This window comes from Nonomuraea sp. NPDC050786, from assembly GCF_040654115.1.
Classification (GTDB): Bacteria; Actinomycetota; Actinomycetes; order Streptosporangiales; family Streptosporangiaceae; genus Nonomuraea.
This window is the reverse complement of sequence record NZ_JBFAHJ010000001.1, coordinates 351,007-376,557: the sequence shown is the minus strand read 5'-3', so window position 1 is coordinate 376,557 and position 25,551 is coordinate 351,007. Positions and strand designations below refer to the sequence as shown.

The window sequence follows — 25,551 nt, the reverse complement described above, 5'->3', positions numbered from 1 at the left end:
CACATGGGGAACGAAGTACGCAAGCTGGATCTTCCCGGGAACTCCGCCGGTCCGGATCAGCCCTGGTCGCGGGCCAGATCCAGCACCCCGACCGTCTGGCCTCCGCTCTGCTCGCCGGTGAGCCGGAACCCGAGCTTCCGGTAGAAGCCTTCGGGGCCGCCCTCTCCCGGCTCCCAGGAGACGTACATCTGCGTGCCGCCGCGACGTCTCACCTCGGCCGCCACCGATTCGACGGCGAAGCGGCCGACTCCGCGCCCCTGCGCGTCGGGTGTCACGTTGAGACGCCACAGGCCGGACCGGAAGTCGACCCCCTTGCCGTTCCAGTCGATGTCGAGGAAGGCCATGAGGAAGCCCACGGCGCGGTCGCCGTCGAGGATGAGCCGGGGCCAGGCTACGTTCGGGTAGACGTACGCCTCGGCCAGCGACTTCACCACCGGTGAGACGAAGTGCTCCTGGTCGGGGCGGACTTTCACCGCAATGGCCATGTCGATATTGGCGCGGGTGATAGGTGCGAGGCGGAGGCTTATGGTCATGTAAGAACCATATGAGCCGGTCACGCCCCCTGGCGGACTGCCAGCCAGTCGGCGATGTCGGCGACCACGGCGGGATCGACGTGCTGCGGAGAGGCGTAGTCCGCGGGCGTGGACGGGCCCGAGCCGGGGAAGAACAGGTGGTCGTCGGCGTCGTGGACGCGGATGGTGACGTCCGGCCGGTGGGCGAGGCCCGCCTGCCAGCCCGCGAGGTCGTCGGCGACGGTCACCTGATAGTCGCGGCCGCCCTGAAGGATGAGCATCGGCCTGTCCAGCGCCGCCGCCGTCGCCACGGGGTGATAACCGCGCAGGTCCAGCCAGTAAGCGCCCGAATACCCGAACGGCAGCTCCGCGGCCGGCGTGTCGGACGACAGGGCGGGGCTGTCGACGAGCGCGGCCTGACGCGTGATCGTCTCAACCGCGGCCTGCGCGCCGGGGTCCAGCGAGGCGAGGTGGCGAGCGACGCGTACGGCGGCCTGGTGCATGGGCTGGGTGTCGCCGGCCAGGATCACCAGGCCGGCCACGGACGGCTCGGCGGCGGCGACCCGTGGGGCGACCTTGCCGCCCATGCTGTGGCCTGCGACGTACACGCGCGCGGCATCGACGGCCGGGTGGCGCTGGAGCAGGCGGACGGCGGCGACGGCGTGCGGGACGTACTCGTCGCTCATCGTGAAACCGGGCTCGGCCGAGACCTCGCTGTGGGCGTACGTCACCTTGTCGAAGCGGAGCACCGCCACGCCACGGCCGGCCAGCCCCCAGGCCAGGTCCTTGAGCGGCTTGTTCGGGCCGGCGGTGCCGTCGCGGTCGAACGGTCCGCCGCCGCTGAGCAGCACCACGCCGGGCCACGGGCCGTCGCCGCGCGGCAGGCTCATCGTCCCGGGCACGGCCAGTGCGCCGGAGCCCACGGTGACCTCGTGCTCGCCGAACCTCTCGCGGCGGGCGTACGGCGGAGGCGTCCACTGCGGGGCGAGCGCGGGCGCGAGCCGCAGGCCCTGCAGCAGGCCCGTCTCGTCGACCGACATGACCACCGTCAGCCCGCCGCCCTCGCCCGTCACCGGCACGCTCACCCGGACCAGCCCTGCTCTGACCGGCTCGCCGGCCGGCGTCCCGATCGCGGAGATCCCCCCGATGCCGGAGGTCTGGCGCTCCCACTCGGCCTGCAACGTCTGCGCGGAAACCACCGCGCGCAGTGGCGGGGCGAACCGCTCCTCGATCTCCGCGAAACGCCCGTCGCGCGCCATCTCAACGACCGCCGCGGCGACCATGGCGGGGTCTGTTCTCATCGGCGATCCTTTCTCAATTTATGCGAACGGTAGCACATCATGAGATCGTTGGGATCCCACGATGGTGAAAGGGGCTAAATCGGTCGCCGCGGCGCTCCGGGCGCTGTTAGCTTGCGGCGGTGGACCTCTTCTCACGCTCCTGGACGGCGCTGCGCTCTGCCGTCGCCGAACTCCCGGACCAGGACTTCGCACGGCCGTCCGGCTGCGCCGGCTGGCTCGTGCGGGATCTGGTGTGCCACCTGATCATCGACGCTCAGGACGTCCTGATCACCCTCGTCACGCCCGCGGAAACCGAGCCGACGCGCGACGCGGTGACGTACTGGGAGGTCTCCCGGACGCCGCCGACCGGGGACGACCCGCTCGACGCGCTGACCGTGCGGCTGGCGGCCGCGTACGAGGAGCCCCGGCTGCTCAAGTTCCACCTCGACGACGTCGGCTCGGCCGCCGGTCGTGCCGCCGAACTCGCCGACCCGAAGCTCCGGGTCGGCACCCGGGACGAGGTGATCACCGTGGGCGACTACCTTTCCGTGTACGTCATGGAATGGACGCTGCACCACCTCGACCTGATCGCGCACCTCCCGGACGCGGCGGAGCCGCCCGCCGAGTGCCTGGCCCGTTGCCGCCAGATGCTGGAGGAGATCGCCAGGGCGGCGTTCCCCGCGTCGTTCTCCGACAAGGACGCGCTGCTGGTCGGCACCGGACGTCGGGTCCCGACCGACGCGGAGCGGGCCGAGCTGGGCGAGCTGGCCGGGAGGCTCCCCTTCGTCCTCGGGTGAGCGTCCTCAGGCGAGCCGCCAGGTGAGCAGCCCCTCCGGCGCGTCGGCCTGGACGAATCCGGCACCCACGAGTTCGCCTTGGAGCGTCTGCCAAGTCGGTCGGTAGCCGTGGCCCACGAGCTCTTCTTCGCTGATCACCTTGTCGCCCTGGGTGATCCGGTAGAGGTAGCGACCTCTGAAGGACTCCTCGTCCGACTCGAAAATCTCGGACGAGACCGTGTAGGTGTGCCGGCCCACCTGGCGGGAGTCCAGTTCCTTCAGCGGACGCGGTGCGGGGAGGCCGCCGTCGCGCCAGGTGAAGACCAGGAGACCGCCCGGTTCCAGGTGCTCCGCCAGCACCGGCCAGAGCCGCTTGCGGTAGTCGGGCTCCAGGGCGTACATCACGTTGATCATGACCATGGCCTCGACCGGCTCGTCCAGATCCAGGCTGAGCGCGTCATAGGGGAGCACGGTGACCCGCTCGAGCAGCTCCGGCCGCTCGCTCAGCCGGGAGAGCAGCATCCCGCGCATACCGGCGGACGGCTCCAGGGCGAAGAGCTCGGCCGAGGTCCATTCGGCCAAGGAAACGGTGATCAGGCCGCTGCCCGCGCCGATCTCCAGGACGCTCCTGTGGACCCCTGCGAGGACCGGCGGCAACTTCTCGCGCATGGTCGCCACGTGACTGTTCTCGGCGAGCAGGTCATAGAACGGGACGGAGATGAAGTGGGCCATGGGCGGCCATGGTAGCCCCCGGATTTCTTGATCGACTTCGTCGCAACGGCTCGCTACGGTAAGGCGTCCGACCTCGTCCGCCCCCAGGAAGTGCCGCGTGCTCCGTCACCGGTTATCCATCCCTGCCCTGCTCATCGTAGGTGTGTACGTCATCGCGCTGGCGGTCGCCGCCGTGTTCGCGCTGGCCGCGCTCGACGGACTCGTCGGCGGCGCGGCGGCGCAGTGAACCGTCCTCGCCGGGACAGGTCCGCCGGCCCGCCCCCTTGCCTCTGCCCTTCCTCCATCCCTCAGTTGATGGCGGGCCAGGCCAGGAGATCGCCAGATGTAGCGTTTTGACACCTCCCACGGGTAACCGCTATCTATTGGCTAACCGTTAGGGGGGTGGAGTGCAGGACGCAGTGCTGGCGATGCTCGCCAAGGAGCCGTCGCACGGGTACCACTTGCACGCTCGGCTGCGGCGCAGTCTCGGCCCGCTGGGCGAGTCGATGAACCGTGGTCAGATCTATGTGACGTTGGCCCGGTTGGAGCGAGCGGGGCTCGTGGTCTGTGAGCGGGCGGACGGCCTGCCCGAGCGGCCGGAGCGCAAGGTCTATGCGCTGACACCGGCCGGGCAGCAGCGGGTGGCCGCCTGGCTGGCCGAGGTGGGCTGGCCGAAACCGGACCTGGCGGAGTTTCATCTCAAGCTCGCCGTGGCCGCCGCGGCCCGGCTGGCCGACCCGGTGGAGCTGGTGGCGGCGCAGCGCCGGGAGTTGCTGCGCCGCTTGCGTGAGGCGCAGCAGGCGGCGCTGGCCGAGCCGGTGGGATCGGCCGCCGGCCTGCTGCTGGAAGGGGTCGTGCTGCGGTTGCAGGCGGATCTGCGCTGGCTGGATGCCTGTGAGCGGGCCTGGTCCAGGGTCGATGACGAAGTTGAGGATGCGTGAACGAGTCAAATGCCGCGGTCCGGGCCTGCGCCCTGGTGAAGACGCATGGTCAGGGGCACAGCCGGGTCCGCGCGGTGGACGAGGTCGATTTGGAGGTGCCGCAGGGGCAGATGCTGGCGGTGATGGGACCCAGCGGCTGCGGGAAGTCCACTCTGCTGCACTTGCTGGGTGGCCTGGAGCGGCCCACCGGTGGGGAGGTGTGGGTGGCCGGGCGGCGCATCGACACCTTGAGCGAGCGGGCCTTGGCGCGCATGCGGCGCCGGTTGGTGGGGTTCATCTTCCAGGCCTTCCATCTGGTGGAGGAGTTGTCGGCGGCTGAGAACGTGGAGCTGCCCGCGCTGCTGGCCGGGAGTTCGCGCCGCCAGGCCAGACGGCGCGCGAGCCTGCTGCTGGAACGGGTCGGGCTCACCGACCGTGCCCGGCACTTGCCCTCGCAACTGTCCGGCGGGCAGCGTCAGCGGGTCGCCGTCGCCCGCGCGCTGGTCAACGACCCGCTGGTGCTCCTGGCCGACGAGCCGACCGGCAATCTCGACACCGCCGCCACTCTCGACGTGCTGAGGATCTTCCAGGAGCTGCGTTCGGCGGGGCAGACCTTCGTGATCGTGACGCACGACGAGCGGGTGGCGGCCACCGCGGACCGGCTGGTCTCGATGCGCGACGGGATGTTCGTCGACGACACCCGGCTGGACGGCTCCCCCACGCGCGGGCTCGGCGGGCTGATCGGGCTGGAGGGCTGAACGTCATGGGCTCCATCGTGCTCGTCGTCCGCCTCGTCCTGGCCGACGTCCGCCGGCACAAGGCCCAGGCCGTGATGCTCCTGCTCGCGGTGACCGTGGCCACCGCCACGATGGCACTGGGCCTGTCCCTGCGCGGCGTGAGTGACGCGCTGTACGAGCAGACCCGCGCGGCCACCGCCGGGCCGGACGTGGTGGCACTGTCCGGCGACACGGACCCAGCCGTGACCTCGGCCCTGACCTCGCTGGCGAACGAGCCCGAAGTCACCGCCCACCACGGCCCCTATCGCATCGTCTACGCCACCCTCACCACGCGCGATTCCACCTCGTCCCCCGTGGTGGTGCAAGGCTTCGCCGAGACGCCCGGCACGGTCAACCGGCCGCTGGTGACCTCGGGGCGCTGGGTACGCTCCGGCGGCACGGTCCTCGAACGCGGCTTCGCCACAGCGCTGGGCGTCACCGTCGGCGACCGCGTCACCATCGCCGGCCGGTCGTACCCCGTCGTCGGGATCGCCGTGACCGCGGCCACCTCCATCTACCCCTGGGCGGCGCAGATCGGGCCGGGCGGCGGTCCCAGCGACTACAGTGGCCTCGCCTGGATGACCCGATCAGATGCCCGGGCCCTGGCGTCGTCCCACCACCTCCCGGTGACCCTGGCCCTGGACGTCAAGTTGCGTGACCCCGCCACGGCGCAGGCGTTCCTGGACGCCAACAGCGTCCCCACCGTCCCGGTGAACTTCCATACCTGGCAGTTCATTGCCGAGCAGGACATGGTGATCGTCAGGAACACCCAGCCGATCCTGGTCGTCGGCAGCTGGCTGCTCGGCTTCCTGGCCATCACCGGAGTGGCGGCGCTGGCCGCGGGGCGCGCCGTCGAGCAGACGCGCCGGGCCGGGCTGCTCAAGGCCGTCGGCGCCACCCCCGGTCTGATCGCCACCGTCCTGCTCACCGAATACCTGGCGCTGGCGCTGGTCGGCGACGCGCTGGGGCTGGTGATCGCCCGCCTGACCGTACCCGCCATCGCCAGCCCCACCGCCAGCCGGATCGGCGACGCGGCCGGACCGACCGGCGCCACCGTTGCCACGGCGACCCTCCTCGCCGTGGCGGTGGCGGTGCTGTCCACGCTGCGTCCCACGCTGCGGGCCATGCGGACGGCGACCGTCACGGCGCTGACCGCCACCGCGCACCAGCCACGTCACCGACCCTGGCTCACCGCGCTGTCCGCGCTGCTGCCCACGCCGCTCCTGCTCGGGCTGCGGCTCACCGCCCGCCGGCCGGGCCGCGCTGTGCTGCAGGCGTGCTCCACCGCCACCACAGTGATCGCGATCGTCGCCCTGCTGACCCTCTACGCCCAGCCGGAGAGGGGCTACGGCCTGGATGGCTCCTCCACCCTGCCCAACCTGCAGGGCGAGCACGACCGTCAGCTGATGCTCGCCGTCACCATCCTGCTGATCGCCCTCGCCGTCGTGAACACCATCACCTTCACCTGGACCACCGCCATAGAGGCCCGGCCGAACATGGCCATCGCCCGCACGCTCGGCGCCACCCCCGGACAGATCACCGCAGGCCTGTCCACCGCCCAGCTCCTGCCCGCGCTGCCCGGCGCCATCATCGGCATCCCTCTGGGCACCGGCCTGCTCTCGCTCTTCGCCGCCAGGAACTCGACGGAACCCCCCTCCTCCTGGCTGCTCGGCGCCGCACTCGCCACCCTCCTGACGACGGCGGTACTCACCGCCCTACCCGCACGCCTGGCGGCCCGCCGACCCGTGGCGCAGGCCCTCAGCGCCGAAGCAGCGTGACCGGCCCCGCTCAGCAGGCATCGGCAGCAGCGGCGCTCAGCGGACCGAGGCCCGCACAACCCCGCAGAGACCGCATCCGCCTCACCAGCGCTCGCCGACGACCGCCCGGCCCACCGGCGTCTGGACGAATCGTTTTGATCAACGGAAAGGGACCCCGAAGTGGCATCTGACGCCGCCGGCACTCGGCGCTTCACGGCGGACACGGGGGAGCCCCGCGGATGGGTGTCCCCCAGGACAGACCTGGTGACGGCGCTGCTCGGCATCTGGTTCGGGGCCGGACTGATGATCGACGCCTGGGCGCACAGCAACCTGACGGAGCTGGAGACGTTCTTCACTCCCTGGCACGCGGTGTTCTATTCCGGCTTCGCCGTGGTCTCCGGCTGGATCGTCTGGCAGGTGTGGCGCAACGTACGCGCCGGCCGGCAGGGGCTGGCGGCCGTCCCCACCGGCTATCTCGCCGGGCTGGTGGCGATTCCCGCGTTCGCCGCCTTCGGGCTCGCCGACATGATGTGGCACACCATCCTCGGCATCGAGACGACCATCGACATCTTCTTCAGCCCGTCACACCTCGGCCTCGTCGTGACGATGATGCTCATCATCACGACACCGCTGCGCTCGGCGTGGAACGCCCCCGATGTCGGCGCCCGGCCTTCGCTCGGCCGCCTGCTGCCCGCGCTGGTCGGGCTCGCGTTCGCCACCACGCTGGTGTCGCTGTTCCTGTCGTACGGCGACGCCTTGCAGTACCGGCCCCAGGCAATCGTCCAGGCGTTCTCCTTGGCACAGGACTCGGGCGCCGTGCCACGGGGAGCCGGCCCCAGACCTGTCGCTGTAGGCGCCGATCGGGTGGCCGTCACGATGGTCGTCAGCAACGTCGTCATGCTCAGCCCGGTGCTGTTCCTGGTGCGCCGCTGGCTGTTGCCGTTCGGCTCGGTGACCGTCATGTACACGATCATGGCGCTCATGCCGGGTGCCCAGACGGCCTTCCGTAACCTGCCGATCCTTTTGTCGTTCGTGGCCGCTGGGTTCGTGAGCGACCTGCTGATCCGCCGGCTGCGGCCGTCGGGTGAGCGGCGCGCCGCCTACTGGACCTTCGCCGGGCTGTCGGCCTTGGCCACCTGGTCGCTGTACATCGGGGTCGCCTCAGCCATCGGGGGCGGCCTGCCCACCGTTGTGCCCGAGCTGTGGACAGGCGCGCCGGTCGTCGCTGGGCTGATCGGGCTGGCGCTCGGGGCGCTGCTCCTGCCCAACGCGGTCACTGCAGAGCCGGTTCCGCACGGCGTGGCCGTCGCCGAGTGTGCATAATCCGAGTTCTGTGCCTCACCGCTGAGGAACTACGCAGCGATCAGGCCTCATAGCTCCAGGCCGCCCCGGAACCGCGGTACTCCCTGACCGGGATCGGATCTACTCCGGGGCGCATTCTGGCCCTGTACAGCGTCCCCGCGAGGTGGTCGACTTCGTGCGCTACCAGGCGGGCAAGTCCACGCTCGAACGCGGAGGCGCAACGGACGCCCTCACCAGCAAAGACAGGACCTCTCACCACAGCAGCGCCGGATAGAAGGTGATCTGGCTGGTCCGCTCCGGACACGATCTCGCCGACCCGCGCGAGGAGCCAGAACGCCTCACTTACACAACATCAACGCATCCTCTATAACCGACACATCCTGGTTTCCATGTCTTTGATCTTCTATACAGGGACGTTAGTGTCGCTCTGATACTGAGCCGAAGCCGAAGGGGCGGTGGGTGCGCGATGGTCGAGACCAGGGGAGTGCTGCTGCCCGCCTACGTGGTGGCGGACGAGTCGGCGTCGATGGGCCCGTACTACCAGGATCTGTCCGGGGGACTGGCGGCGCTGTGCAACGGGTTACGCGCGGAGCCGATGATCGCGGCGAAGGTGCGGCTCGCGATCCTGGGGTTCTCCGAGGACGTGCAGCTGCGGCAGGGGCTGAGCGACATGCGCATGGTCGACAGGCTGCCGCAGCTCGCGGTCCGCGGCGCGACGAACTACGGCGCCGCCTTCGCCGACCTGCTGCAGCGCATTCCCTATGACGTGCGGATGCTCAAGAACGACGGCTACAAGGTGCACCGCCCGGTGGTCTTCTTCCTGAGCGACGGCCAGCCCACGGACGGGCAGCACTGGCACGGCCCGCACCGGATGCTCGTCGACCGGAACGCCGCGCCGTTCGCGCCCAACATCATCGCCTGCGGCATCGGGTCGGCGCGGGCCGACACGATGCTGCAGGTGGCGACCCGCCGGGAGTTCGCCTTCGTCGCGGTGCCCAGCGCCGACATCGGCAGGGCGATCGCCGAGTTCTTCCACGCGCTGACGGCCAGCCTGGTCGCGTCGGGCCGCGCCATGGCCGACGGCAACCCGACACTCGTCATCAACCGTCCGGACCAGTTCCGGCTGGCGATCGACGAGATCTGACGCCGGCGCGAGCTCAGGAGGTCGTGTACGTGCAGCACGTACGGCGGCAAGCCGACCAGATCCAGCCCTGGCAACGTGTCGTGATCGACATTCCCGGTCCGGAGTTCGAGCCGACACCCCCGCGTCTGCTGGGCGGCACGTGCCCCGATTCCGAATGTGACGGCTGGTCCACCGCGGAGGTGACGCTCCGATCGGCTTCCGTACGGGGAGAGCGGCACCGCTACTACCGCCAGCCCCGGCAGGACGCCACCTGCGCCGTGGTCCACGAGGGAACGGGCACCGTGGTGTTCGCCGTGGCCGACGGGGTGTCCAGCGCCACCGCGGCGGGTGTCGGAGCGGCCGAGGTCTGCTGGGCAGCGGTCTGTGCCATTCACGCGCAGCTCGACGAGGGCCGGCCAGGGCACGATTTCCCCGCGGTCGTCCGGTACGCGGTCGAGACCCTGCACCGGCAGGCGGCGGCGATGCTCCAGCGCGAGCCGGACCTGGCACAGGTGGAGGAGCTCTTCGCCACCACCCTCGTCGCGGGCACGGCTCGCCGCGGCCCGGACGGCATCGAGATCTCCCTGTTCCGGGTCGGTGACTCGGGCGCCTGGGTGCTCGACCTGGCCCGGCCCCGGTACCATCCGCTGTTCGGCACGAAGACCGAGGGGGACGTGGTCGCCACCGCGGTCAGCGCGCTGCCCAGGGTGCCGCGGAAGCTGGAGCAGTGGTTCGGGAGGCTGGTGCCCGGCCAGGTCCTGCTGGTGGGGACCGACGGGTTCGGCGATCCGCTCGGCGACGGGGACGGCCAGGTCGGCGCGCTGTTCGCCGAGCACCTGGCCACGCCGCCGGCGCCTCTGTGGCTGGCCCACCTGCTCGACTTCTCCCGGGAGACGTTCGACGACGACCGCACCTTGCTGGCCCTCTGGCCGCGGAGCGGCGCCCGATGAGCCGTACGGACCGCGCCGCTCTCACGCTCGGACGGCGCCTCGGCCAAGGCGGCCAGGGGGCGGTCCACGAGGTGCTCGACCGCAAGATCAACGGTCAGTGGGACGTCGTCTACAAGGAGTACGAACCCGACGCCCTACGCCATCTCGACGTCGCCGCCCTCACCGCGATGACGGACCTGATCGGCCGGCTCCCGGGGTGGGACGCGGCGTGGTTGTGCGACAAGACGGCCTGGCCCGCCGGGCTCGTGGAGGCGGGTGAGGCCGTCACCGGTTTCCTGATGCGGTCCGTGCCTCACAGGTTCTCCTTCGACCTGCGGACCCTGTCGGGCGCCGAGCGGAAACTGGCGACGGTGGAGTTCCTGCTCAACGACGACGCGTACGTCGGCCGGATCGGCCTGCGGGTCAGCGAGCGCGACCGCCTGCTGCTCCTGGCCGACCTGGCCGACACGCTCACCCGACTGCACTCGATGGACATCGTCGTGGGGGACCTGTCGCCCAAGAACCTGCTGTTCGCCACGGAGGGTTCGCCGGAGTGCTTCCTCATCGACTGCGACGCGATGCGGCTGGGCGGGGTGGAGGCCCTGCCCCAGGTGGAGACGCCCGACTGGCAGATCCCCGACGGCGAGCCGAAGGGCACGCCGCAGAGCGACGCCTACAAGTTCGCGCTGCTGGCCGTCCGCGTCTTCGCCCGCGACCAGTCCTCCACGGATCCCGGCCGGCTGGCCGCCGTCAGCCCCGCACTGGCCGACCTCGCGGCGGCGGCGCTCCATCAGCCCCCGGACCAGCGGCCCCTTCCCGCGCAGTGGGCCGCGCAGTTGAGGCCGGCCGCGCTCTCCGCCTCCACCACGCCCACCGTCGTGCCGCCGCCTCCGCCCGGCCCCCCGGGGCCGGGCCCCACCCCCTCATTCGCAGCACGACCCGTCCCCAGCCCCGCCCGGTCGGCGAAGATCGGCCTCGGTGTCGCCGCGGGAGTGATCGGCCTGATGCTCGCCGTGGTGGCCGGGATCACCGCGGCCGAGAGCTCGGACGAGGGCGGCTCGAACGCGTCGTCCTCCAGCACGCCGTCCTCCAGCACCCCGTACGCCGCGGCCGAGCCCTCCTCCACCTCCCCTGAACCGGAGCCCTCTGAGACGCGGTCCGAGGAGCCGTCCGAGGATCCGTTCGACCCTTCCGACCTCGACACGAAGGGCACCGACCCGACTCCGATCATGGCGCAGGCGCTGCTCCCGAACTCCTTCACGACCGCCAAGGGCGTGCGCTACACCCTCAGGGCCGGCGGGCTGGAGAAGTGTCCGGGCTCGTACCACGAAGGCAGCGTCCGCTCCGCCCTCAGCAGAGCGCGCTGCGGCAAGATGGTCACGGGTGCGTACGTCAACCCGGGCGCGCCCGCGGGCAGGCGCATCATGGTCTCCGTGTGGGTCGTCCCGCTGAACAGCGCGGACCGGGCCGACACCGCGTACGCGAAGCTCGACGACCTCTATGCGGAGGCCTGGGGCATCGTGTGCCCCAGGAAGGGCCCGGGAGCCGGCCTCTGTGACTCGGGCAGCTGGACCAACGCGCAGACGTACGGGTGGACCGGGTACACCCACCGATATCTGGTCCATACCGTGGCCATCTACACCAATCGCGCCACGGCCTCCAGCGCGAAGCCGTGGCTCAAAGACGCCTCCAAGGCGGCGTTCCACGCGGTCGGGCCCAAGGTCTATCACGACGGAGAGTGAGGCTCAACGGCGGCTCTCCGGCTGTTCGCGCCTTTTAGCGTCTGGCGGCCTGCCGCGACCAGTGACCTCTGCGCCTCGGGGCTCGCCTGCTGCTGTCGCGTCTGGTCCTCCATGGCTTCCCTCAATGGGCGGCGGCCATGACGAGGCGGTAACCGAGGTCGAGGGCGTCGGCGTCGAGGAGAGCCCGGTGGCGTTCATGCCAGCGCCCGGTGGCAAGGTCCGCGTCGAGGCGCCGCACCGCGCGCTCGACCTGCTCCTGGTCGAGGATCGCCAGGGCGGAGATGGCGGCGCGGACCTGCGGATCGAGGTAGCGGTGCGGGCGCCGCCAGTACGCGCCCAGGAATCCGTCGGTGCAGTCGGCGGGCACCGGCACCGGGACGACGGCCACCGGCGCGCCGTCACGCTCGAGATGAGTCCGGACCGCGTCGAGCGCGGCGAGCCGGGCGTCGGCTACGGCGATCTCCGGGAGGTACTCCGCGACCAGCCAGAACCGCGCGGAGACGGCCGGGTCCCAGGTGAGGACGACCTGCCGGGCGGACACCCGGCGCAGCTCGGCGAGGCCCGCGGCCGCGTCGCTCCAATGATGGACGGTGAGGATCGCCATCGCGGCATCGAACGACTGATCGGGGAAGGGGAGGGACTCGGCATACCCCTGGACGACCGGCGCGGAGCCGGGTGCACGCTGCTCGATCATCACCGTGGACGGCTCCACGGCGGTGACCTCCCGGCCGCGCGGTTCATAGGAGCCGGTTCCGGCGCCCACGTTGATCACCGTTCGGGCGGATCCCAGGGCCTGGTCGATCAGGGCGGCGATCCGGGGGTCGGGGCGGCGGTGGTGGGAGTAGCCGAGCCCGATCGTCTGGTACGGATTCGCGTTCGCCGTCATTCGGGCGCTCCTGTCCGTCATGGAGGTCACAGGTGCTTCCTGAGGTCGGCCACGTCCAGCAGGGGCAGGCCCCAGCGCAGGGCGGCGATCTCCAGGTCGGCGGCCTGGGCCATGGTCCCGTCGGGGTTCATGACCTCGCAGCACACGCCGACGGGAGGCAGTCCGGCCGCCACGCACATGGCGACGGTGGCCTCGGTGTGACCGGCGCGTTCGGACAGCCCTCCGGGGCGGGCGGCGAGCGGGAACACGTGTCCCGGCCGCAGGAAGTCGGCCGGCCCGGCGTCCGGGTGGGCCAGACGGCGCACGGTCGCGGCGCGTTCGGCGGCCGACACCCCGGTGCCGGTCCCGGTGGCCAGATCCACCGGGACGTGCGGACGGGTGCCGTGCCGGTCGCCGGGGCCGGGGATGGGGTCGATCTCCAGGCGCTCCAGCACCTCAGGAGCGCACGGCACGGTCGGATGGCCGCATACCTGGGTGAGCAGGAAGGTGAACGCCTGCGGGCGCAGCCGCGCTCCCGCGAACACCACGTCGCCTTCGCCCTCCCGGTCGGGATCCCAGATCACCACGGCTCCTCCGGCGGCGAGCTGCGCGAGCGCCTTCTGCACGCCCCGCCCGCCGGACAGCCGTCCGGCCCACGGAAGCGCCGCTACCACGTCGGTCACCGCCTGCGCCAGGTCGGGCAGCCGGCGCCGTACCAGGCGGACGACCAGGTCGGGTTCCAGGTTGACCCGATCGCCGGCGGACAGCTCCGACAGCGTGGTGGCCTGGAGGGTCAGCGGGATCAGCGCCACCGAGAACCGGTCGCGGGCCACCTCGGCGACGGTCAGGCTCACGCCGTCGACCGCGATCCGGCCCTTCGCGACGATCAGGGGGAGGAAGCGCTCGGGTGGTTTGATCCACAAGCGCCGCGCGGCTCCCTCGTCATCGATCCGTACGATCCTGCCCACGGCGTCCACGTTGCCCTGGACCAGATGGCCGGCGAGCGGGTCACCCAGAGCCAGAGGGGTCTCCACGTTGACCCGTGTGCCCGGCCGGACCTGGTCAAAGGTCGATCTGCGCCGGGTGTCGGCCGAAAGCCCGGCCTCCAGCACCTCCGTTCCGTGCGCGGCCTGGAGGACGGTCAGGCTCACGCCGTTCACGCAGACCGAACCCGGCGCGCCCGCGGCGGCCTTGGGAGCGCTGACCGCGATGCGAGCCTCGTCGACGGCCACGACCGTGCCGATTTCCTGGATGTTCCCGGTGAACATGCGACACCACCTCTCGACAGCGGGAGGACGAGCCCTCACCGCACGAAGAACCAGGGGCCCGGAACAGGCCCGAGAGGTGGCGGGGTGTCACCGCATGGCCCGGATTCGCACCGAGTCGTCCCGCCAGGCCCGGCGGAACCGGCGGGCTCTCACCGCCGCACCTTGGAATCGCACCGATCTACCTTTTATCACCCACCGCCGCAGAGATCAAAGATCCTTTCGGCCCTGCTTCGTCCGCCCGCGCTCGGCCGTCGACAGCCGACAGGCGTCAGCTGAGTGCGCGCAGGTGGCGGCCCGTCAGGGAGTCCGGCGCGTGGACGAGGTCGCGTGGCCGGCCCTGGAAGACCACCTGCCCGCCGTGGCGTCCCGGCCCCGGCCCGAGGTCGATGACCCAGTCAGCCTGGCTGATCACGTCCAGGTCGTGCTCGACCACGACCGCCGTGGCGCCCCCGTCGACCAGGCGGTTCAGCAGCTCGACGAGGTCGGCGACGTCCGACATGTGCAGCCCCGCGGTGGGCTCGTCGAAGATGTGGACGCGGCCGGGCCGGTCGAGCTCGCTCGCGAGCTTGAGCCGCTGCCGCTCCCCGCCCGACAAGGTGCTCAGCGGCTGCCCGAGCGGCAGGTAGCCGAGCCCCACCTCCACGAGGCTCTCGAGCACCCGGCGGATCCGCCGCTCGGGAAAGACCTCGAGCGCCTCCCGTGCCGTGAGGTCGAGCACCTCGCTGATCGTGCGACCGCGATGGCGATAGCGCAGGACTCGAGGGGTGAACCGGCGGCCGTCGCACTCCTCGCAGATGCTGACCATCGGGTCCATGAACGCCAGGTCCGTGTAGAGCACGCCGAGCCCGCCGCACCGCGGGCACGCGCCTTCGGCGTTCGGGCTGAACAGCGAGGCGCTCACCCCGTTGCCGGCGGCGAAGAGCGAGCGGATGGGGTCGAGGATCCCGGTGTACGTCGCCGGGCTGGAGCGGCGGGACCCGCGGACCGCGGCCTGGTCGACGAGTACGGCGTCGGGACACACCTCGGGCAGGAAGCCCCGGATGAGGGTGCTCTTGCCGGATCCCGCGACGCCGGTCACCACGGTCAGCGCCCCGATCGGGATGTCGACGTCGACGCCGTGCAGGTTGTGCCGGGTGGCGCCGCGGATCTCGATGAACCCCGCCGGTTCGCGCGTGACCGCCTTCGGCCGCGGCCGGTGCCGGAGGTGCCGCCCCGTGGCCGAGCCGGACGCGGCAAGCCCGGCCACGTCGCCCTGGTAGACGATCTGGCCGCCGTCCAGGCCGGCTCCCGGCCCCAGGTCGATCACGTGGTCCGCCGCCGCGATGACGTCGGGGTCGTGCTCGACGACGATGACCGTGTTGCCCTTGTCACGCAGCTCGCGCAGGAGCGCGGTCAGCTGGGCCACGTCGTGCGGGTGCAGGCCGACGCTCGGCTCGTCGAAGAGGTACGTCATGTCCATGAGGCTGCTGCCCAGGTGGCGTACCATCTTGACCCGCTGTGACTCCCCGCCGGACAGCGTCGAGGTCGGCCGGTCCATGGTGAGGTAGCCCAGGCCGACCGAGATCAGGCGCTCCAGCTGGGTGACGATGGCGGGGACCACCGGCCGCGCCTCCGGGGCGTCGAGGGCCCTGATCACCTCGACCAGCTCGTCGGCCTCCATGGCCGCGCACTCGGCGATGTTACGGCCGCCGATCCGGCTGGACAGCGCGGCCTCGGAGAGGCGGGCGCCGTGACAGGCGGGGCAGGGTCCCCTGGTCACCACCCGTTCGTAGGCCTCCCGGGTCCTGCCCTTGAGCGACTCGGCGTCCTTGGGCAGCCAGATCCGTTCGAAGCGCGGCAGCAGCCCCTCGAAGTTGGCGGCCGGCCCGCTCTGCCCGCGCGGGCTCGCGGGCACGCCCTTGCCGTGCAGGAACGCCTCCCACTCCCGCGCTGTGTAGCGGGCCAGCGGCTTGTCGAGGTCGAACAGGCCGGATTCGGCGAACGTACGCCACATCCAGCTTCCTACCTGGAACGTGGGGAAGCGGATCGCGCCCTCGTTGAGCGACAGCCGGCGGTCGACGAGCCGGTCGACGTCGACGGTACGCGTCGTGCCGAGGCCCTCGCACCGCGGGCACATGCCCTGCGGATCGTTGAAGGAGAAGGCGTTCGAGTACCCGGCGAACGGGCGGCCCGCCCGCGACCAGAGCAGCCGCATGAGCGCGTAGATGTCGGTGATCGTGCCGACCGTCGAGCGGGCGTTGCCGCCGAGGCGCCGCTGGTCCACGACGATGGCGGCGGACAGGTTCTCGATCTCGTCCACGTCCGGCCGGCCGTAGCGGGGGAGCCGGTTGCGGACGAACGTGGTGAAGGTCTCGTTGAGCTGGCGCTGGGCCTCGGCGGCGATGGTGTCGAAGACCAGCGACGACTTGCCGGATCCGGAGACACCGGTGACGACCGTGAGCCGGCCCTTCGGAACGGCCACGGTGACGTCCTTCAGGTTGTGCTCCCGTGCTCCGGCGATGCGGATGTGATCGCGTGCCATGCGGTGAGGCTAGGACGGGTTGTGGTCAGATCATGGCCACAACCCTGTGCGAAGCTGACAGGGTGCCCGATCCGAGCAAGCGGATGCTGGAGCTCCTGTCGCTCCTGCAAGACGGTCGTGCCTGGCAGGCCGCCGAACTCGCCGAGGCGCTGCGTACCTCTCCGCGTACGCTGCGGCGTGACATCGAGCGGCTGCGGGACCTCGGCTACTCGGTCCGCTCGGTCCGGGGCCCGGGCGGCGGCTACCAGCTCCTGGCGGGCCGGGCCATGCCGCCGCTGGTGCTCACCGACGACGAGGCCGTGGCGACCGTGGTCGGCCTGCGCTTCGCCGCGCTCTCCCGCGCCGACGGCGCCGTCGCCGCGGCGGACAGCGCTCTGCGCAAGCTCGGCCAGGCACTCCCGCCGCGGCTGCGCCATCGGATCGAGGCGCTGTCGGCCTCCACCGAGGCCGTCTCGCGGGTGGCCCGGCCGCTGGACCTGCGGACCGTGCAGCTGCTGGGCACCGCCGCGCACGCGCACCAGGACGTGCGCTTCCACTACACCAGCCGCACCGGGCACAGCACCGAACGCCGGGTCCAGCCGTATCGGCAGGTGCTGTTCGGCGGCCACTGGTACCTTCTCGGCTGGGACGCCGACCGCCAGGACTGGCGCACGTTCCGCCTCGACCGGATCGATCGCCTCGCCGTTCCCGGCACCACGTTCACCCCGCACGAGCCGCCCTCCGGCGAGGGCGTGGGCTTCCCCCAGGGCGGCCAGTCCCACGGCGTGGTCCGGTTCGCCGCCCCGCTGGCCCACGTCTCCGGACGGCTGATGGCCCAGGCCGGCTCGCTGGAGGCGATCGACGACGACACCTGCCGCTACGTCACCGCCGCCGACTCCTGGGAGTGGCTGGCCGTCATGCTGGCCGCGGTCGGCGTGCCGTACACGATCGAGGGGCCGCCCGAGCTGGTCGAGTGCTCCCGGCGGCTGGCCGAACGGATCGCCGCCGCCACGCGGCAGAGCCCTCCGTATTGACAGTTCGGAGAGTCGGCGGAGATCTTAGCCAGTTGAAGATCGATAAGTCCGACGGCGGGAGTGAGCGATGAAGCCGATCAGCATGGGGTTGCTCGCCGGTGTTCTCGTGGCGGCGGCCGCCGCCCTGGTGGCCCGCCGTCGCTATGTGGTGGTCACCGTCAACGGGACGAGCATGGCCCCGACACTCAGCGACGGCGACCGGGTCCTGGTACGGCGGCGCCGGCTCGACCAGGTGTCCAGGGGCGATGTCGTGGTGCTCGAGCCCCCGCTCGATCCCACCGGGAAGATCCTGCCCGGACCTCCCGGCACGGACGGCCGGCACTGGAACATCAAGCGCGCCGTCGCCCTGCCGGGTGACCCGGTGCCGCCGGGGATCGACGGCGCCGTGGACCGCGTGCCCGCGGGCTCGCTGGTGGTCTACGGCGACAACCCCCACAGCGTCGACTCGCGGCAGCGCGGCTTCTTCACGGGCGATCGCCTGCTCGGGGTCGCGCTGAGACGGCTGGGCGGATCCGCCCTGTAGGCGGCGTGAGGTGAAATTCCGGCTTCTCGGGCCGCTGCAGGTCGCGGCCGACGGCGCGCCGGCCAGGATCACGGCGCCCAAGCAGCGGACCGTGCTCGCCATGCTGCTCGCCCGGGCCGGCCATGTCGTCCCGATCCGGACATTGGTGGCGGAGGTCTGGGACGACCAGCCACCCCCGTCGGCCGTCGCGAACCTGCGTACGTACCTCATGCGGCTGCGCAAGCTGATGCCGCCCGCGGCCGACCCGGCGGTCGAGCGCCTGGTCACTTCGGACGCCGGATATCTGTTACGGGTCGAACCCGAGGAATTCGACCTTTTCCAGTTCGAGGCGCTGTCCGGGCACGGCCGCCAGGCGCTGGCCAGGCGCGATCTCAGCGGCGCCCTGGACGCGTACGCCCGGGCACTCGCGCTCTGGGAGGGGATGGCGGCCGAGGACGTGCCGCTCGGGCCGACCCTGCGGGAGGTGGTCGCGCGCCTCACCGACCACTACTTGAGCGTCGTGGAGGAGCACGCGGAGATCGAGCTCGCCCTCGGCAGGCACGCGATGGCGGCCAAGCGGCTGCGCGAGGTGATCGGGCAGTACCCGCTGCGCGAGCGGCTGTACGGCCAGCTCATGGTGGCCCTGTACCAGAGCGGAGACGTGGTCGGCGCACTGGACGCGTTCGGGGCCGCCCGCCGGGTCCTCGCCGATGAGCTGGGCATCGACCCGGGCCCTGACCTGCGCAGACTGCACCAGCTGATCCTGCGCAGGGACGCCACCCTCCTGACGGAGGCCCCCGTTGACGACGGGCGCACCCGGCCACGCCAGCTGCCACGGGCGCCGGCCGTGTTCGTGGGCCGTTCGGCCGAACTCCTCAGGATCCACATCGCGCTGAGCGCCGACGCAGGCCCGCCCGTGCTGGCACTGCACGGCCCCGGCGGGGTCGGCAAGTCGACGCTCGCCTTGACGGCCGCGTACCGCGCGGCCGACCGCTATCCGGACGGCCACCTCTACGTCGACCTGCAGGGATCGACCTCGGGCCTGGCGCCGTTGCGCCCCGCCGAGGTGCTCGGCCGCTTCCTGCGCGCCCTGGGGGTGCCTCCCGGAGAGGTGCCCGCGGCACCGGCCGAGGCGGCGGCCCTCTACCAGTCGTCGCTGGCCGACCGGCGTGTCCTGGTCGTACTCGACAACGCCGTCGGCGCCGCCCAGGTGGCCCCTCTGCTGCCGGCGGCCGGTGGCTGCGCGGCGCTGGTCACGAGCCGGTCGGCGCTGACCACGCTGGACGCCGTGCCGATCGCCGTGGACCCGCTCGACGAGGAGCAGTCGGTACGGATGCTGGCGTTGCTGGCCGGCCAGGCGCGAGTGGCGGCCGAGGCGGAGGCGGCGGCCGAGATCGCCCGCTGGTGCTGCCGCCATCCGCTCGCGTTGCGCATCGCCGGCGCCCGGCTCGCCAGCCGGCCGGACTGGTCGCTCGCGAGCTTCAGCGAGCGCCTGGGCAGCCGGCGACGGCGGCTGGACGAGCTGCAGGCGGCCGATCTGCGTCTCCGCTCGTGCTTCGAGGTCGGCTATGCGACCCTGACGAGCACCGCGAAGACGGTCTTCCGCCTGTTCGGCGTGCTGGAGGTGCCGGAGGTGGGCGTCGAGCTCGCCGCGGCGCTGGCCGACGCCGACCGGAAATCCGCCGAGGCCGCCCTCGACGAGCTGGTCGAGGCGCGCCTGATCGAGCCGGTCGGCGAGGGCCGGTTCCGCACGCACGACCTGCTGCGACTCTTCGCGGCCGAGCTGGCCGCCGCCCATGACCCGCCCGAGGAGCAGGCCCGGGCCGTACGGCGGGCCCTGGACTGGTACCTCGATCTCTGCCACCAGATGCGTGACCTGCTCCAGCCGCACCTGCGGGCCGGCGGCGGGAGCGGGCCACGCCGGCGCGATCCCGGCCTAGTCCTGCGTGACCCCGCCGCGGCGGTGCGGTGGTTCGACATGGAGCTGCGCTGCCTGGTCGCGGCGGCCGTCCAGGCAGCGCGCGGTGAACCGGACGTGGCGCGCTTCGTCGTCGAGCTGATGGCCCTGGTCAAGGCCATGGCGATGAAGGGCGGCTACTGGCGCGAGCTCGAGACCGTCGCGCGGCTCGCCATCGAGGTGGCGCGCAGGGACGGCGACCGCGGCGCGGAGGCGGCCACGCTCGCGACCCTGGGACTGCTGGAATGGCGGGCAGGCCAGATCGAGTCGGCCTACGACCTTCTGCGGCGGGCTCCCGAGCTCTGGCGCGAGCTGGGCGACCGCGAGGAGGAAGGGTTGGCCCTCCACAACCTCGGCTGGCTGTGCATGCGAACCGGCGATCTCGGCGCCGCGCTCGCCCATATCAGCGCGAGCCTGCGGCTGCTCAAGGCGCACGGGTCGAAGCGGGTCGGGCTGGCCGGCCACAACCTGGGCGAGGTCCTCCTCCGGCTGGGGAGGGACGCGGAGGCGGTGGACCGCTTCGAACGGTGCCTGACCGTCCGCCGGACCGATCGCGACCTGTACGGCGAGAGCATCACGCTGGCGGCGCTCGGCCGCGCCCACTGCCTGCTCGACCATCGGGACCAGGCGCTGGCCGTGCTGGATGAGGCGCTGGCCCGCTGCGAGCAGACCGGCAACAGGGAGGACGAGTGGGAGGTGCTGCTCAGCAGGTCCGAGATCCGGCTGCGGTCCGGTGACCCTGCCGTGGCGGAGGCCGACCTGACCAGGGCCCTGGAGCTGACCGCCCAGATCGGCGACGCGTACGGTTACGCCGCCTGCACCCGCCAGCTCGCCAGGGCCCGCGCGGCTTCGGGCGATCCGCGGGCCGCCGAGGACGCCCGAAGGGCCGAGGAGCTCTTCGCGGATCCGGCGGTGCGGCGCGATCCGGTGCTGGAGAGGCTGCTCACCGCGCGGATATAGACGGGGTGTATCGGCCGCTGTATCTCGCCCACATAGCGTTTCGGCCTGACCGCATCGCTACAAAGGAGCGAACATGACTGCTGTCTTGGGCAAGCTCGGCGACAGGATTCTCGAGAGGCTGGTGCCGAAGGCGTCCGCGAAGGCGGCCGCCGAATGGTACGTGCACTGCTACTGCAGGGAGCGTTCCGACTTCCGCAAGATCTGCACGACCGCCGGCGGCACCACCCGCTGCGGGTCCTGCTACGCGTTCAGAATCTGCGGCTAGGCAGAACACGTGGGTCGGCGGCGTCCACCGCCGCCGGCCTCCGGACACAAGGGGTGACCGATGCCTTTTCTGATCGCCGCTGTCGTGCTGGTCGGCGTGCTCTGCCTGATCGACCTGGTGCTCACCTTGGCAGTGGTGCGCCGGCTCCGCGAGCACACCGCCGAGCTGGAGCGCCTCGCGGGGAGGCCGGCGCTCATGCCGTACGATCCCGGAGTGCTGGTCGGCCGCACGCTGCCGCACGACGTGGCAGGAGCGCGGCTCGTGGGCTTCTTCGACGTCGGCTGCGACACCTGTCATGAGCGCGCGCCGCAGTTCGCCGTGGAGGCCAAGGACCAGACCGCCCTTGCGATCGTCGCGGGCGACGCCGGTGCGGCCGGCGACCTGATCGAGATGGTGGGCGGCGTGGCGAACGTGGTCACGGGCGACGACGCGCTCCGCATCGTGCACGCTCTCGGCATCGAGGCGTTCCCGACGTTCCTGAGGGCGGACGCGGACGGCAGGATCGTGGCCGCGCACACGGATCTGGACGACCTCGCCGCAGCGGCACCGGCCACGTGACCGAGCCCCCGGAGGGGTGGCGGGGTTCGCTGCGGCGAGCCGTCCCCCTGGCACTGCTGTGCTGGCGGGCCGGGCCGGTGCTGGCAGTGTCGCAACTGGCGATCACCGTCCTGTCCGGCCTGCTGCCCACGGGCACCGTGTGGGCGACCAAGCTGCTCGTCGACGGGCTGACGACGGGCCGCCCGGAACGCGTGCTGCCGCCGGTCGCCGCCCTCGTCGCGCTGGGGCTGGTCGCCGGGGTGCTGCCGTATCTGACCGGCTACCTGCGGGGCGAGGTGGACCGCCGGCTGGACCTGCTGCTGCAGGATCGCCTGTACACGCGGGTGAACGGGTTCCACGGCCTGTCGCGGTTCGAGAACCCGGTGTTCCTCGACGATCTTCGCATGGCCGTGCAGGCGACGGGCGGCGCCATGGGGCCGATCACCTCCGGCCTCTTCGACCTCGGCCGCAACGCCATCGCCCTGGCCGGACTCCTCGTCGCCCTCGCCGTGCTGAGCCCGCTCATGGCGGCCCTGGTGGCGCTGGCGGCGCTGCCCATCCTCGCGGCGCGGATGTCCCTGGAGAAGCGCCGGATCGAGATGATCGCCGGGCAGTCCGCCGCGGCCCGGCGGCAGATCTTCTACTCCTCCCTGATCACCGATGTGGAGGCCGTCAAGGAGGTCCGGCTCTTCGGGCTCGGCGACTTCCTCAAGCGCCGGGTGCTCGGCGAGCTGGCCTCCGTGCAGGCAGGGGAGCGCCGGCTGGACCGGCGGGAGGCGGTCACGCAGTCGGCGCTCGCGGCGCTCTCCGCCGCGGTCAGCGGCGCCGGGCTGCTCTGGGCGGTGTACTCCGCCCTGTCCGGCCGGCTCACCCTCGGCGACGTGACCGCGTTCGCCGCCTCCGTGGCGGGAACACAGGCCGCGCTGGTCGCCACCGTGGAGAACGCCGCGAACGCCCGCCAGGCGCTGCTTCTCTTCGCCCACCACGAACGGGTGATGTCGCTGCCCGGCGACCTGCCGACGCCCGGCGAACCGAGGTCGCTGCCGGCGCTGCGCCGCGGCATCGAGCTCCGCGACGTGTGGTTCCGGTACGACGAGAGCCATCCCTGGGTGCTGCGCGGGGTGAACCTGACGATCCCGCACGGCGCCGCCGTCGCGCTGGTGGGACTCAACGGAGCCGGCAAGAGCACGCTGATCAAGCTGCTCTGCCGCTTCTACGACCCGTCCCGCGGCGCGATCCTCTGGGACGGCATCGACCTCCGCGACGTGCCACCCGCCGAGCTGCGCGCCAGGATGGGCGTGCTCTTCCAGGACTACATGAGCTACGACCTCACCGCGGCGGAGAACATAGGGGTGGGCGAGCTCGAGGCGATCTCCGACCGGGCCAGGATCCGGGCCGCCGCCGAGCTGGCGGGCGCGCACGAAACCGTACAGGCGCTGCCCCGAAGCTACGACACCATGCTGAGCCGCATCTTCTTCGGCTCCGACGGCGACGACCCGCAGGCGGGCGTGACGCTCTCCGGAGGCCAGTGGCAGCGCCTGGCCCTCGCCCGCGCGCTGGTGCGCGAGGGCCGCGACCTGCTCATCCTCGACGAGCCCAGCTCGGGGCTGGACGCGCAGGCCGAGTACGAGGTGCACCGGCGGCTGCGCGAGCACCGGGCGGGACGCGCCAGCCTGCTGGTCTCGCACCGGCTCGGGGCGGTCCGCGACGCGGACCTGATCGTGGTGCTCGGTGACGGGCGGATCGTCGAGCAGGGGACGCACGACGAGCTCATCACCATGGGCGGCCGGTACGCCCACCTGTTCGAGACCCAGGCCAGCGGCTACCGGGAGGGCGCCGACATCGGGTGACCGGCAGGCGTGGGTGCCCGGCGGCGGGGCGGCCGCCGCCGGGCACGATCCATCGCGCCATGTAACCAGCCTGTGCGGCAGGCGGGTCGCATTGCGCGATCAATCACACTCTTGCCGGATTTGCTCGGAAGTGGCAGGTTTCGATCATGCAGTATGTCGATGTGGCGAGCAGGCTGCTGCTGCTCACGGTGTTCGCGCTCGCGCTCGGCAGCAAGATCTCCAGCCGCAGCGCGTGGAACGAGTTCGTCAGGTCGATCAGGACGATGGCGGTGATCGACAACGCGAAGGCGCCGGCCGCCGCGGTGGCGACGGCGGCGGCCGAGGCCGGCGTCATCGTGCTGGCCGCGGTTCCCCTCCGCTGGGCCGGATCCTTGTCGTTCATCCTCGCGGCGGGGCTGCTCGGCTGTCTCACCGTCGCCGTCACCATGGTCGTCCGGAGGGGCGCCGCCGTTCCCTGCCGCTGTTTCGGCGCCTCCACGACGCCCCTGGGGGTGGAGCACGTGGTCCGCAACGGCATTCTCATCGCGATCGCCCTGCTCGGGCTGGGGGCCTCCTTGGTGAACGGCTCCTTCGAGCCCGGCTTCGCCATCGTGGCCGGGGTCTTCGGCGCCGTTCTGGGGGTGCTCATGTCCCGCTGGGACGATCTCGTCTCGCTGCTGCGGGCCTCCTGAGCTACCTGTCGATGAGTTTCAGCAGCGCGGCGTGCGTCTCCCGGTCAGCCGCCACGACGAGCCCGCCCGCACCCGTGTGCAGCGGCTGACCGTGGATGCCGGTGACCACGCACCCGGCGGCCTGGCACAGCGCGATCCCGCCGGCGAAGTGCACGCTGTCCCGCACATGGCCGTCGGTGACGTACGCGGCCCGGCGGCCGGCGGCCACCCACGCCACGGCCAGGGTGGTGGAGACGACGCGCGGGCGGAAGCGCTCGGCGAACTCCGCCTCGGCGAGCAGCCGGACGGCCCGGAAGCCCGGTTCGTTCGGGAACGGCGGATCGAGGTTGACCTCCACCAGCCGCGAATCGGGCGACGGCGTCAGGCGCTCGTCCACGCCGTCGCGCCGGACGTACGCATGAGTGCCGTCCGTCCAGAACGCCTCGCCGGCGAACGGGTCCACCGAGGCCGCGACCGTGATCTCGGAGCCCACGCGCAGGGCGACGTTCACGGCGACCAGCATGGTGCGGGCGGCGTAGTTCAGCGTGCCGCAGAGGGGATCGACCAGCCACATGCGCTCCGCGCCGCCCCGGCCCGTGCTCCCGCTCTCCTCCCCTGTCACGGCGTCGTCCGGCCGAGCCGTGCGGATGACGTCGAGGATGGCCCGCTCCGCCTCGATGTCCGCCGCCGTGGCGAAGTCACCCGCGCCCTTCTCGAAGCGCGTCAGCGCCGCACCGTACATGGCACGCACGACGTCGGCGCCCGCTTGCGCCGCGGTCAGGGCCAGCCCCTGGTCAGTGATCGACATGGGCGCAGGATAACGGTCTAGCGCTGGTCCGCTCCGTCCAGCAGGGACAGCCAGGTGCGGCCGGGGCAGACGCGGTTGATCTCCGACGGCCGCAGCCACTCCGCGCTGGTGCTCTCCGAGCCCGCCGGCGGGTGGGTCGGCGGGCCCGGGTGGGGGAGGCGGGCCCTGAACATCGCCATGTACGTCAGCGACGGGTAGCGGTAGTCGGCCGGGGCGGCGTCCAGGAGCTCGATGCGCTGCCAGGCGAAGACGGACAGGGCGGAAGGAGGCAGGCGGAGGCCGGTCTCCTCATACAGCTCCCGGGCCGCGGCCTCGATCGCCGTTTCGCCGGGTTCGAGGTGGCCGCCGGGGATGTCCCAGCCGCGGCCCTCCTTGTCCACACAGGTCATGAGGGTTCTGCCGGTCTGGTCCGAGACGAAGGCGAACGCCGACGTGGTCTTGTCGAGGGGTGGGAGCGTTTCGGAGCGGATCACCTCGAGCCGGTGGCGTACGGGGATCCAGGGGACCGTCAGATGTGTCACCCCTCA

24 protein-coding genes are annotated in these 25,551 nt (G+C 71.8%); 16 read left to right on the top strand and 8 right to left on the bottom strand.

Annotated elements, in window-relative coordinates; translation table 11 throughout:
• Positions 1–56: 56 nt before the first annotated feature.
• Together AB0H84_RS02010 and AB0H84_RS02005 are read right to left on the bottom strand one after the other, a co-directional pair.
• Positions 57–533, bottom strand: coding sequence for a GNAT family N-acetyltransferase (locus AB0H84_RS02010; protein WP_357596724.1), 477 nt, complete (start codon positions 531–533; stop codon positions 57–59).
• Positions 534–553: 20 nt separating this feature from the next.
• Positions 554–1,813: an alpha/beta fold hydrolase gene (locus AB0H84_RS02005; RefSeq protein WP_357596721.1), complete on the bottom strand. Its 1,260-nt coding sequence runs from the start codon at positions 1,811–1,813 to the stop codon at positions 554–556.
• Between the two features lie 119 nt (positions 1,814–1,932).
• On the opposite strand from AB0H84_RS02005, the gene AB0H84_RS02000 reads away from it, so the two are divergent.
• A complete protein-coding gene (locus tag AB0H84_RS02000) occupies positions 1,933–2,589 on the top strand; it encodes a maleylpyruvate isomerase N-terminal domain-containing protein (protein WP_357596718.1) in 657 nt (218 codons plus the stop codon).
• A gap of 6 nt (positions 2,590–2,595) precedes the next feature.
• Here AB0H84_RS02000 and AB0H84_RS01995 read toward each other — a convergent pair whose 3' ends face one another.
• Complete coding sequence (locus AB0H84_RS01995; protein WP_357596715.1) at positions 2,596–3,300, bottom strand: class I SAM-dependent methyltransferase; 705 nt, start codon at positions 3,298–3,300, stop codon at positions 2,596–2,598.
• Positions 3,301–3,397: 97 nt separating this feature from the next.
• Here AB0H84_RS01995 and AB0H84_RS01990 point away from each other — a divergent pair, with 97 nt between their 5' ends.
• The 8 genes from AB0H84_RS01990 (at position 3,398) to AB0H84_RS01955 (ending at position 11,828) form a co-directional block, all read left to right on the top strand.
• The gene (locus AB0H84_RS01990) at positions 3,398–3,526 is read left to right on the top strand and encodes a hypothetical protein (protein WP_357596712.1); all 129 of its coding nucleotides are present in this window, start codon (positions 3,398–3,400) and stop codon (positions 3,524–3,526) included.
• 160 nt (positions 3,527–3,686) lie between these two features.
• Entirely contained in the window at positions 3,687–4,220 is a 534-nt protein-coding gene (locus tag AB0H84_RS01985; protein WP_357596709.1) for a PadR family transcriptional regulator, read from the top strand.
• Positions 4,217–4,957, top strand: coding sequence for an ABC transporter ATP-binding protein (locus AB0H84_RS01980; protein WP_357596706.1), 741 nt, complete (start codon positions 4,217–4,219; stop codon positions 4,955–4,957). The genes AB0H84_RS01985 and AB0H84_RS01980 overlap by 4 nt, the downstream gene beginning before the upstream one ends.
• A gap of 5 nt (positions 4,958–4,962) precedes the next feature.
• Complete coding sequence (locus AB0H84_RS01975) at positions 4,963–6,753, top strand: FtsX-like permease family protein (RefSeq protein ID WP_357596703.1); 1,791 nt, start codon at positions 4,963–4,965, stop codon at positions 6,751–6,753.
• Positions 6,754–6,975: 222 nt separating this feature from the next.
• Positions 6,976–8,055 carry a hypothetical protein gene (locus AB0H84_RS01970; protein ID WP_357596700.1) on the top strand — a complete coding sequence of 360 codons (1,080 nt, stop codon included), beginning with the start codon at positions 6,976–6,978 and terminating at the stop codon, positions 8,053–8,055.
• 445 nt (positions 8,056–8,500) lie between these two features.
• A complete protein-coding gene (locus AB0H84_RS01965) occupies positions 8,501–9,178 on the top strand; it encodes a VWA domain-containing protein (RefSeq protein ID WP_357596697.1) in 678 nt (225 codons plus the stop codon).
• Positions 9,179–9,201: 23 nt separating this feature from the next.
• On the top strand, positions 9,202–10,107 hold the full coding sequence (locus AB0H84_RS01960; protein ID WP_357596694.1) for a protein phosphatase 2C domain-containing protein: 906 nt from the start codon (positions 9,202–9,204) through the stop codon (positions 10,105–10,107).
• The gene (locus AB0H84_RS01955; protein WP_357596691.1) at positions 10,104–11,828 is read left to right on the top strand and encodes a hypothetical protein; all 1,725 of its coding nucleotides are present in this window, start codon (positions 10,104–10,106) and stop codon (positions 11,826–11,828) included. The genes AB0H84_RS01960 and AB0H84_RS01955 overlap by 4 nt, the downstream gene beginning before the upstream one ends.
• Positions 11,829–11,949: 121 nt before the next feature.
• Here the strand turns inward: AB0H84_RS01955 and AB0H84_RS01950 are convergent, their stop codons facing one another.
• The 3 genes from AB0H84_RS01950 to AB0H84_RS01940 form a co-directional block, all read right to left on the bottom strand.
• On the bottom strand, positions 11,950–12,714 hold the full coding sequence (locus AB0H84_RS01950; protein ID WP_357596688.1) for a class I SAM-dependent methyltransferase: 765 nt from the start codon (positions 12,712–12,714) through the stop codon (positions 11,950–11,952).
• Between the two features lie 26 nt (positions 12,715–12,740).
• A complete protein-coding gene (locus AB0H84_RS01945) occupies positions 12,741–13,961 on the bottom strand; it encodes a riboflavin synthase (RefSeq protein WP_357596686.1) in 1,221 nt (406 codons plus the stop codon).
• 268 nt (positions 13,962–14,229) lie between these two features.
• Positions 14,230–16,482, bottom strand: coding sequence for an excinuclease ABC subunit UvrA (locus tag AB0H84_RS01940; protein ID WP_357596683.1), 2,253 nt, complete (start codon positions 16,480–16,482; stop codon positions 14,230–14,232).
• Between the two features lie 32 nt (positions 16,483–16,514).
• Here AB0H84_RS01940 and AB0H84_RS01935 point away from each other — a divergent pair, with 32 nt between their 5' ends.
• From AB0H84_RS01935 to AB0H84_RS01905, 7 genes are all read left to right on the top strand, one after another.
• Positions 16,515–17,495, top strand: a complete 981-nt coding sequence (locus AB0H84_RS01935) for a YafY family protein (protein ID WP_357596680.1) — start codon at positions 16,515–16,517, stop codon at positions 17,493–17,495.
• Between the two features lie 67 nt (positions 17,496–17,562).
• Positions 17,563–18,018 (top strand): signal peptidase I, encoded by a 456-nt coding sequence (lepB, locus tag AB0H84_RS01930; protein WP_357596677.1) that lies wholly within the window; start codon positions 17,563–17,565, stop codon positions 18,016–18,018.
• Positions 18,019–18,028: 10 nt separating this feature from the next.
• A complete protein-coding gene (locus tag AB0H84_RS01925; protein ID WP_357596674.1) occupies positions 18,029–20,914 on the top strand; it encodes a BTAD domain-containing putative transcriptional regulator in 2,886 nt (961 codons plus the stop codon).
• Between the two features lie 73 nt (positions 20,915–20,987).
• On the top strand, positions 20,988–21,179 hold the full coding sequence (locus tag AB0H84_RS01920; RefSeq protein ID WP_357596671.1) for a hypothetical protein: 192 nt from the start codon (positions 20,988–20,990) through the stop codon (positions 21,177–21,179).
• Between the two features lie 60 nt (positions 21,180–21,239).
• The gene (locus AB0H84_RS01915; protein ID WP_357596669.1) at positions 21,240–21,737 is read left to right on the top strand and encodes a hypothetical protein; all 498 of its coding nucleotides are present in this window, start codon (positions 21,240–21,242) and stop codon (positions 21,735–21,737) included.
• Complete coding sequence (locus AB0H84_RS01910; protein ID WP_357596666.1) at positions 21,734–23,566, top strand: ABC transporter ATP-binding protein; 1,833 nt, start codon at positions 21,734–21,736, stop codon at positions 23,564–23,566. The genes AB0H84_RS01915 and AB0H84_RS01910 overlap by 4 nt, the downstream gene beginning before the upstream one ends.
• Positions 23,567–23,712: 146 nt before the next feature.
• On the top strand, positions 23,713–24,237 hold the full coding sequence (locus AB0H84_RS01905) for a MauE/DoxX family redox-associated membrane protein (RefSeq protein ID WP_357596663.1): 525 nt from the start codon (positions 23,713–23,715) through the stop codon (positions 24,235–24,237).
• A 1-nt stretch (position 24,238) separates the two neighbouring features.
• Here AB0H84_RS01905 and AB0H84_RS01900 read toward each other — a convergent pair whose 3' ends face one another.
• Positions 24,239–25,024 carry an inositol monophosphatase family protein gene (locus AB0H84_RS01900; protein ID WP_357596660.1) on the bottom strand — a complete coding sequence of 262 codons (786 nt, stop codon included), beginning with the start codon at positions 25,022–25,024 and terminating at the stop codon, positions 24,239–24,241.
• 17 nt (positions 25,025–25,041) lie between these two features.
• Positions 25,042–25,545 carry an NUDIX domain-containing protein gene (locus AB0H84_RS01895; protein ID WP_357596657.1) on the bottom strand — a complete coding sequence of 168 codons (504 nt, stop codon included), beginning with the start codon at positions 25,543–25,545 and terminating at the stop codon, positions 25,042–25,044.
• Positions 25,546–25,551 lie beyond the last annotated feature (6 nt).

Coding starts and splice junctions, on each gene's coding strand:
- AB0H84_RS01945 (WP_357596686.1), bottom strand. CDS start 13,961: ATGTTCACCGGGAACATCCAGGAAATCGGCACGGTCGTGGCCGTCGAC.
- AB0H84_RS01900 (WP_357596660.1), bottom strand. CDS start 25,024: ATGTCGATCACTGACCAGGGGCTGGCCCTGACCGCGGCGCAAGCGGGC.
- AB0H84_RS01995 (WP_357596715.1), bottom strand. CDS start 3,300: ATGGCCCACTTCATCTCCGTCCCGTTCTATGACCTGCTCGCCGAGAAC.
- lepB (WP_357596677.1), top strand. CDS start 17,563: ATGAAGCCGATCAGCATGGGGTTGCTCGCCGGTGTTCTCGTGGCGGCG.
- AB0H84_RS01920 (WP_357596671.1), top strand. CDS start 20,988: ATGACTGCTGTCTTGGGCAAGCTCGGCGACAGGATTCTCGAGAGGCTG.
- AB0H84_RS02010 (WP_357596724.1), bottom strand. CDS start 533: ATGACCATAAGCCTCCGCCTCGCACCTATCACCCGCGCCAATATCGAC.
- AB0H84_RS01915 (WP_357596669.1), top strand. CDS start 21,240: ATGCCTTTTCTGATCGCCGCTGTCGTGCTGGTCGGCGTGCTCTGCCTG.
- AB0H84_RS01950 (WP_357596688.1), bottom strand. CDS start 12,714: ATGACGGCGAACGCGAATCCGTACCAGACGATCGGGCTCGGCTACTCC.
- AB0H84_RS01955 (WP_357596691.1), top strand. CDS start 10,104: ATGAGCCGTACGGACCGCGCCGCTCTCACGCTCGGACGGCGCCTCGGC.
- AB0H84_RS01975 (WP_357596703.1), top strand. CDS start 4,963: ATGGGCTCCATCGTGCTCGTCGTCCGCCTCGTCCTGGCCGACGTCCGC.
- AB0H84_RS02005 (WP_357596721.1), bottom strand. CDS start 1,813: ATGAGAACAGACCCCGCCATGGTCGCCGCGGCGGTCGTTGAGATGGCG.
- AB0H84_RS01940 (WP_357596683.1), bottom strand. CDS start 16,482: ATGGCACGCGATCACATCCGCATCGCCGGAGCACGGGAGCACAACCTG.
- AB0H84_RS01935 (WP_357596680.1), top strand. CDS start 16,515: ATGGCCACAACCCTGTGCGAAGCTGACAGGGTGCCCGATCCGAGCAAG.
- AB0H84_RS01965 (WP_357596697.1), top strand. CDS start 8,501: ATGGTCGAGACCAGGGGAGTGCTGCTGCCCGCCTACGTGGTGGCGGAC.
- AB0H84_RS01905 (WP_357596663.1), top strand. CDS start 23,713: ATGCAGTATGTCGATGTGGCGAGCAGGCTGCTGCTGCTCACGGTGTTC.